Genomic DNA, 6,109 nt, shown 5'->3' with positions numbered 1-6,109 from the left:
AAAAGACAAGAAAATGTATATAGGCACTTGCTAAGATGGGGTTTGGGCGGCAGCCCATGTGATTCATGAACCCGGAATAGGTTTTTATTATAAAAAAGGCGAAAAAATTTAAAAAGTGCCCTGTAAGATTGAACACAGAAAAAGATGCTGTGCATAATTTTACAGGGTACTTTTAAATTTAAAATATGTTATTATTGATAAAAAGTTTTTAAAGTATAAATAGTTAAAAAATAATAAAAGAAACTGTTTTTATAAATAACATTTAACATTAATCTGATGCTTTTTTTAATATTAATACTAAAATAAGAGTAAATACTGAAGCTAAAGCAATTGTTCCTCCAGGTGCACAATTTAAATAGTATGATGAAATCAAACCAACCATTATATCAATAAAGCTAAAAAGTATAGACATTACCAAAGTGGTTTTAAATCCCTTTTTTAATTGCATAGCAGTAGCCACAGGAACGGCAATTAATGATGATACTACTAATATACCTATTATTCTTATTGAAATGGCTATAGCAGAACCTACAAGCAAAGCAAATACATAATTTAAAAGTTTTGTATTTACTCCAGAAAGCTTAGCTCCATTTTCATCAAATACAGTATAAAGGATTTGATTGTAAAGAAAAAATATAAGTGCAAAAGAAATAATACTTATTATGAGTATTAAGTATAAATCGATTTTTTCTACAGTTAAAAGACTTCCAAATAAAAAGGCATCAATATTACCAGAAGCTTTCCCGCTGCTTGTAAGTGTGATAGCTATTCCAACTGATAACGTTAAAACGATTGGAAGTATAAGATCAGAATATCCTTTAAAAAAGTCCTTTAAGGCCTCAAGCAAAATTGCACATAGTGAAGTAAATATGAAGGCTGTAATTAGAGGATTTATATTTGTAAGAAGACCAATTGCTACGCCTGCAAATGATGCGTGAGATAAAGTATCTCCAACCATAGACTGCCTTTTAAGAACCAGAAAAACTCCTATAAGAGGACATAGTACCGAAATCATAACTGCTGCTAAAAAAGCATTTTGTATAAAACTAAGATGAAAAATTTCAATCATTTTGTATAACCTCCAGATTACTGTGTAAGAAATCACTAGTTTTAAGTAAAACGCCATTTCCACTGTCTAATTTGAGTATGTGCGTAGAGCAGGAATAAGCAGCTTTTAAATTGTGTTCTACTGAAATTATTGTTACTTTATTATTCCTATTTAAATGCTTAAGCGTAGTATATATATCATTTTGACTTTTTGTATCAATACCTGTGGAAGGTTCATCCATGATTATTGTATCTGGATTTCCTATTAGAGCTCTAGCAATAAATATTTTTTGCCTTTGCCCTCCAGACAAATCACCAATAAGACTGTTTTTAAAATCAGACATGCCAACGGAGCGTAGAGAATTACTTATTATGCTTGAATTCCTTAAATGTAAAGTCTTCATATGGCAGTTTAGTATTTCAAAAACAGTTATAGGAAAGCCAAAGTTAAAGTTTTCCATAACCTGTGGAACATAGCTTATCCTCTTAGAGTTTGTTTCTATAGTACCTGATGATGGGGATAAAAGTTTTAATATGAGTTTAACAAGTGTACTTTTTCCACAACCATTTTCACCAATTATTGAGGTGTAAGTTCCATCTTTTATTTCTATGTTTATGTTATTTAAAATATAATCACTAGATTTTGTGTATGAAAAGCATAGATTTTTGATATCTATCATAATTAGAGAATCCTCCTAAATATAAACAGCATACTTTGAAAACAATATATATTATATATCATTTTGCAAATGTTTTGCAACAATGCTTATTTAGATTATATAGTAACTGTCAAATCATTGATAACAGCATAGAATGTAATTGATTATCGTATATAAACTATAAAAATCTAAGCATAAAAACAAAAATTAATGTGCATTTTTTCGGGTTTTACACTATAATTATAGTAGAATAAAGCATTAGGAGAGTTGGTTATGGAAAGAAGAGACAAAAACAATTACTACTTAGACATAGCTGAGACTGTTCTTGAAAGAGGTACATGTCTTAGAAGAAACTATGGTGCTATAATAGTTAAAAATGACGAAATAATATCGAGTGGATATAGTGGTTCACCAAGAGGAAGAAAAAATTGTAGTGATATTGGAATGTGTATAAGGAAGAAATTAAATGTGCCAAGAGGAACTCACTATGAATTATGCAGATCTGTTCATTCAGAAGCTAATGCAATAATTAGTGCTTCAAGAAAAGATATGATTGGGTCAGTATTATATCTTGTAGGAAAGGATGCTGATTCAAAGACTTTAGTTGAAAATGCTGCGCCATGTTCAATGTGCAAAAGGATGATAATAAACTCAGGAATTAGTAAAGTTATCATAAGAGATTCTAAAGATAATTATAGAATTATAGAGGTAAATGATTGGATTCAAAATGACGAATCTCTGTTAGGTAAAACTGAATATTAATGTATATTTATGGCGATTATTTAATTATATACAAGTCATAAAATCGAGCTTAATGAGGAAGGAAAATAATGATTAATACATATTATATATTTTTTATAGCAATACTTGTTTCCTTTGTAAGTACGCCTTTTGTAAAAAAGCTTGCAAAAGCTATAAATGCAATAGATGTACCAAAAGATGAAAGACGAGTACATAAAAAGCCGATTCCAAAGCTTGGTGGGCTAGCTATATATTTAGGATTTGTGACAGCTTTGATTTTTAAAAATGGTCCTATAACAAGACCAGAAGAAGGAATTTTAATAGGTTCTTTTATAATAGTTATTGGTGGTTTTATAGATGATTTAATTGATTTAAAGCCATGGCAGAAAATATTTTTTCAAATTGCAGCAGCTTCTACATTGATTGCTTTTGGAATAAAAATATCAATGATAACTAATCCAGTAAGTAATTCAAATTCGTATATAAAAATTGGATATCTTTTAGGTATAATTTCAACCTTGGTTTGGATTGTAGGAATAACAAATGCATTTAATCTTATAGATGGACTAGATGGCTTAGCTGCGGGAACAGGAATTATTTCAGCAAGTACTATGGCATTAATTGCTTTTTTAAATGGTCAAAGTAGAATAGAGGCACAAGTATTGTCACTTATTTTGGCAGGAGCTGTTCTTGGTTTTTTACCATATAATTTTAATCCAGCATCTATATTTATGGGGGATGTAGGATCGCAGTTAATAGGTTTTTTACTTGCAGCTATATCAATAGAAGGAGCTATAAAATCAGCTTCTGCAGTTGTTATTGCAGTTCCTATATTAGCTTTTGGACTTCCTATATATGATACTGTTTTTGCAATTATAAGGAGAAAAATAAATGGGAAGCCAATAATGCAGGCTGATAAGGGACATTTACATCATAGACTTCTCGCAATGGGACTTAGTCAAAAACAAGCAGTTGTAACAATGTACCTTATAAGTGCAGTACTTGGACTTATGTCTGTAATAGTAATGCAGCTTACAAATACTAGAGCATACACAGTTCTTGCTGTAGTCATTTTAATTATAGTTATAGTTGCTTTTAAATTTGGTCTTTTTAATCACAAGGAATAAAGTTCATTATTGTGAAAAAAATTAAATATATAGGATATAATATAAACACGACAGTTATAAATAAATGGAGGTATAATTCTATGAGTAGGATTAAAGTAATAAGTATTTTCGGAACAAGGCCAGAGGCTATTAAGATGGCTCCACTTGTGAAGAAGCTAAAGAGCATGGATGAGTTTCAGGCTAAGGTTTGCGTTACGGCGCAACATAGGGAAATGCTTGATCAGGTTTTAGATATATTTAAAATTTCACCTGATTTTGATCTTAATATAATGAAGGATAAACAAACGTTAACAGGAATAACCTCAAGGGTACTTGAAGGCTTGGAATACATATTTTCAAGAGAAAAGCCTGATATAGTACTTGTTCATGGTGATACAACAACTACATTTGCAGCTTCACTTGCAGCATTTTATCAAAAAATAAGTGTAGGTCACGTTGAAGCTGGACTTAGAACTTATGATAAGTACTTTCCTTTTCCAGAAGAGATGAATAGAAAGTTAACAGGTGCAATAGCAGACTTACATTTTGCTCCTACTAAAAAATCTAAAAATAATTTGCTAAAGGAAGGAATAAATGAAAAGAATATTTTTATAACAGGAAATACTGCCATTGATGCCATGAAACACACAGTAGAGGATAGTTATAAATTTAGCAATGAAATTCTCAATGACCTAGATTATAAAAATAGAAAAATTATAATGATAACAGCTCATAGACGTGAAAATTGGGGAGCTGGAATAGAAAATATTTGTGAAGCACTAAAAAGAATAGTAATGGAGAATAAGGAAGTTGAAATTGTTTATTTGGTACATTTGAATCCAGTGGTAAGAGATGTTGTATATAAGCATTTAGATAATATTGAAAGAATTCATTTGTTATCACCTCTTGATACAAAGGAAACCCATAATCTTATGAATAAGTGCTTCATGGTTATGACTGATTCTGGTGGAATTCAAGAGGAGGCACCTCATTTAGGAAAGCCAGTACTTGTATTAAGGGATGTTACTGAAAGACCTGAAGCAGTTGAGGCTGGCAAGGTAAAACTTGTTGGTACAGAAATTGAAAGAATTGTAGATGAAGCTAATAAAATAATAAGGGTTAGAGAGGAATATGAAAAGATGAGTAAGGCTATAAATCCTTATGGAGATGGGAAAGCATCAGAAAGAATAGCCGAAGCAATATTATACCATTTTGGACTAACGGACAAAAGACCAGATGAATTTATGATATAGAAAGTTTGTGTTTTTTTTAACAAAATCTATTGATAAAAAAATGAATAATAGTTATAATTAACTTGTAAGATTGAAAATAATTGATATACCTTAGATTAAAAAATTAGGAGGTTATTTTGAATGAAAGAAGTTGTAATAGCTAGTGCTGTAAGAACAGCAATAGGTTCATATGGAAAAGGCCTTAAGGATGTACCAGCAGTAGATTTAGGTGCAGTAGTTATAAAAGAAGCAGTTAAAAGAGCTGGAATAAAGCCAGAAACAATAGGAGAAGTTATTTTTGGAAATGTACTTTCAGCAGGATTAGGACAAAATCCAGCAAGACAGGCAGCTGTAAAAGCTGGTTTACCTGTAGAAATACCAGCACTTACAGTAAATAAGGTTTGTGGTTCAGGACTTAGAACAGTTAGCCTTGCAGCACAGATAATTAAAGCTGGAGATGCTGATATAGTAATAGCAGGCGGAATGGAAAACATGTCAAGAGCACCATACCTTGTAGATAATGCAAGATGGGGAGCAAGAATGGGAAACACTCAGTTTGTAGATGAAATGATAACTGATGGATTATGGGATGCTTTCAATCAATATCATATGGGAATCACAGCTGAAAACATAGCTGAAAAATGGGGAATTACTAGACAAGAACAAGATGAATTTGCTCTTGCATCACAACAAAAGGCTGAAAAAGCTATAAAAAATGGAGAATTTAAGGATGAAATAGTTCCTGTAACTATAAAAACTAGAAAAGGTGAAGTTGTATTTGATACAGATGAGCATCCAAGATTCGGAAGTACAATAGAAGCAATGGCTAAATTAAGACCTGCATTTAAGAAGGATGGAACAGTAACAGCTGGAAATGCTTCAGGATTGAATGATGCAGCAGCTGCTTTAGTTATAATGAGCGCTGATAAAGCAAAAGAATTAGGAATAAAACCACTTGCTAAAATTGTTTCATATGGTTCAGCAGGATTAGATCCAGCAATAATGGGATATGGACCATTCTATGCAACAAAAGCAGCTTTAGCTAAGACTGATATAAAGGTTGAAGATTTAGATTTAATTGAAGCAAATGAAGCTTTTGCAGCTCAAAGTTTAGCTGTAGCAAAAGACTTAAAGTTTGATATGAGCAAAGTAAATGTTAATGGTGGAGCCATTGCATTAGGACATCCAGTAGGAGCGTCAGGCGCTAGAATACTAGTTACATTGTTACATGCAATGCAAAAGAGAGATGCTAAGCTTGGTCTTGCTACTTTATGCATCGGTGGTGGACAAGGAACAGCAATAGTTGTTGAGAGAATATAATAAC

6 protein-coding genes are annotated in these 6,109 nt (G+C 31.6%); 4 read left to right on the top strand and 2 right to left on the bottom strand.

What is annotated here, in order from left to right; translation table 11 throughout:
- Positions 1–268 precede the first annotated feature (268 nt).
- Positions 269–1,069 (bottom strand): metal ABC transporter permease, encoded by an 801-nt coding sequence (locus tag ACJDT4_RS08690; protein ID WP_406787166.1) that lies wholly within the window; start codon positions 1,067–1,069, stop codon positions 269–271.
- Positions 1,062–1,727, bottom strand: a complete 666-nt coding sequence (locus ACJDT4_RS08685; protein ID WP_406787165.1) for a metal ABC transporter ATP-binding protein — start codon at positions 1,725–1,727, stop codon at positions 1,062–1,064. The genes ACJDT4_RS08690 and ACJDT4_RS08685 overlap by 8 nt, the downstream gene beginning before the upstream one ends.
- A 252-nt stretch (positions 1,728–1,979) precedes the next feature.
- On the opposite strand from ACJDT4_RS08685, the gene ACJDT4_RS08680 reads away from it, so the two are divergent.
- From ACJDT4_RS08680 to ACJDT4_RS08665, 4 genes are all read left to right on the top strand, one after another.
- Complete coding sequence (locus ACJDT4_RS08680) at positions 1,980–2,468, top strand: deoxycytidylate deaminase (RefSeq protein WP_406787164.1); 489 nt, start codon at positions 1,980–1,982, stop codon at positions 2,466–2,468.
- 68 nt (positions 2,469–2,536) lie between these two features.
- Complete coding sequence (locus ACJDT4_RS08675; RefSeq protein ID WP_406787163.1) at positions 2,537–3,574, top strand: glycosyltransferase family 4 protein; 1,038 nt, start codon at positions 2,537–2,539, stop codon at positions 3,572–3,574.
- Positions 3,575–3,654: 80 nt separating this feature from the next.
- Complete coding sequence (gene wecB / locus ACJDT4_RS08670) at positions 3,655–4,806, top strand: non-hydrolyzing UDP-N-acetylglucosamine 2-epimerase (RefSeq protein WP_406787162.1); 1,152 nt, start codon at positions 3,655–3,657, stop codon at positions 4,804–4,806.
- Between the two features lie 120 nt (positions 4,807–4,926).
- Positions 4,927–6,105, top strand: coding sequence for an acetyl-CoA C-acetyltransferase (locus ACJDT4_RS08665; RefSeq protein ID WP_406787161.1), 1,179 nt, complete (start codon positions 4,927–4,929; stop codon positions 6,103–6,105).
- Positions 6,106–6,109 lie beyond the last annotated feature (4 nt).

Origin of the sequence: Clostridium neuense (genome assembly GCF_045310695.1) — a bacterium.
In the GTDB taxonomy this organism is placed as follows: domain Bacteria; phylum Bacillota; class Clostridia; order Clostridiales; family Clostridiaceae; genus Clostridium_S; species Clostridium_S neuense.
This window is presented reverse-complemented; position numbering and strand designations above follow the sequence as displayed.

Excerpts from the sequence above, each read along its gene's own strand:
- ACJDT4_RS08690 (WP_406787166.1), bottom strand. The coding sequence starts at position 1,069 with ATGATTGAAATTTTTCATCTTAGTTTTATACAAAATGCTTTTTTAGCA.
- ACJDT4_RS08685 (WP_406787165.1), bottom strand. The coding sequence starts at position 1,727 with ATGATAGATATCAAAAATCTATGCTTTTCATACACAAAATCTAGTGAT.
- ACJDT4_RS08680 (WP_406787164.1), top strand. The coding sequence starts at position 1,980 with ATGGAAAGAAGAGACAAAAACAATTACTACTTAGACATAGCTGAGACT.
- ACJDT4_RS08675 (WP_406787163.1), top strand. The coding sequence starts at position 2,537 with ATGATTAATACATATTATATATTTTTTATAGCAATACTTGTTTCCTTT.
- wecB (WP_406787162.1), top strand. The coding sequence starts at position 3,655 with ATGAGTAGGATTAAAGTAATAAGTATTTTCGGAACAAGGCCAGAGGCT.
- ACJDT4_RS08665 (WP_406787161.1), top strand. The coding sequence starts at position 4,927 with ATGAAAGAAGTTGTAATAGCTAGTGCTGTAAGAACAGCAATAGGTTCA.